Below are 1,310 nucleotides of genomic sequence, written 5' to 3'. Positions count from 1 at the left end.
CAGGACTGGGTGCGCATGCCGACCCATCCGACGCTGCCGGGCAATGTCGACATCTGGGAGAAGGCCGGTCGTCCCGCCGCACTCGGTCATTCCTGCACGCCGGACCTTCTCGGCGATCTGCAAACCCACATCCCGTCGCTGCGCACGCAATGCCGCACCGGCCAGCGCATAGTGGTGTCGGAGGCAAGAAAACGATGAGAATTCTGATTTGCAACGACGACGGCATCGAAGCGCCGGGGCTTGCCCGTCTGGTCAATGCGGCCGGCGCGTTGAGCGACGATGTCTGGGTGGTCGCGCCCGACAGCAAGCGCACCGCTGCCGGCTCGTCATTGACGATTGCCAGGCCGTTGACCATGCGGCGCGTCAAACCGAACTGGTACTCCTGTTCCGGCACTCCGGCCGATTGCGTGGTAAGCGCCATGACCTGGCTGTTCGCCGATTCCGAGAAGCCGGGCCTTGTGCTGTCGGGCGTCAACGATGGCCGCAACGCTGCCGAGGACCTTGCCTATTCCGGTACGCTCGGCATTGCGCGGGAGGCGACGTTCTGGGGCGTTCCGGCCATCGGGTTCTCACGCGTGAAAAATCCTGATTTCACCGATGGCGACGACCAATGGCTTGGCGCGCTCATCGCTTCATTGTGGCAATCGCGCGCCGACTGGGCCGCTGAGGGTCATTGGCTGAGCATCAACCTGCCGACCTTGCTGCCGGCCGAAATCCGGCAGCCGCGCATCGGTCGCGACAAGATCGCTCGCAAGGCCGAGATCGTGGAAAGCGATGGCGATCATACAGTCATCACCGTGCCGCGCGGTCGGGCCCATGACAGCCAGCCGGGTGACGAAAACGAGGCGATCGATGCCGGCTTCATCAGCATCAACCGGCTGAACTGGTTTGGCGAGACACGGCTGGACGAACGGTTTCTGGACGGGATCCCGCGCCAGCGGCAAACTGGCTGACCTGGGGTCTGCGCGTCGTCATCCGATCACCAACCTGTCAGCGGTTAAATCAAGCCAATCCACCACCTATGCTTGAAGCCGCCGCTATTTCATTCCACATCGGTGAGGATGAAGGGCGAGACAGGAGAACGGCGGCGGCATCTGCTGTGGGCTTTGCCCGCATCGCTGATCCTGCATGCGCTCATCGCGGCGTTTCTGGTCTATGGCCTGCCGAGACCCGAGCAGCAGCCGGTTCAGCAGGAACAGCCCGTCAATGTCGCGATCGTGCCGCCACCCGAGAAGCCCAAGCCGAAACCTGCTCCAAAGCCACCGGAACCGACACCTGAAAAGAAGGCTGAGAAGCCGCCTGAACAAAAG

1 protein-coding gene and 2 pseudogenes are annotated in these 1,310 nt (G+C 62.9%); all 3 read left to right on the top strand.

Annotated elements, in window-relative coordinates; genetic code table 11:
- Positions 1-198 (top strand): annotated as a pseudogene (locus EN984_RS34945) (MBL fold metallo-hydrolase); the annotation flags it as partial.
- On the top strand, positions 195-953 hold the full coding sequence (locus EN984_RS34940; RefSeq protein ID WP_127271828.1) for a 5'/3'-nucleotidase SurE: 759 nt from the start codon (positions 195-197) through the stop codon (positions 951-953). The pseudogene EN984_RS34945 and the gene EN984_RS34940, both read left to right, overlap by 4 nt.
- 108 nt (positions 954-1,061) lie before the next feature.
- Positions 1,062-1,310: pseudogene (locus tag EN984_RS34935) on the top strand (hypothetical protein); the annotation flags it as partial.

The sequence above is a fragment of the Mesorhizobium sp. M7A.F.Ca.CA.004.12.1.1 genome, from assembly GCF_003997835.1.
Classification (GTDB): domain Bacteria; phylum Pseudomonadota; class Alphaproteobacteria; order Rhizobiales; family Rhizobiaceae; genus Mesorhizobium.
This window is presented reverse-complemented; position numbering and strand designations above follow the sequence as displayed.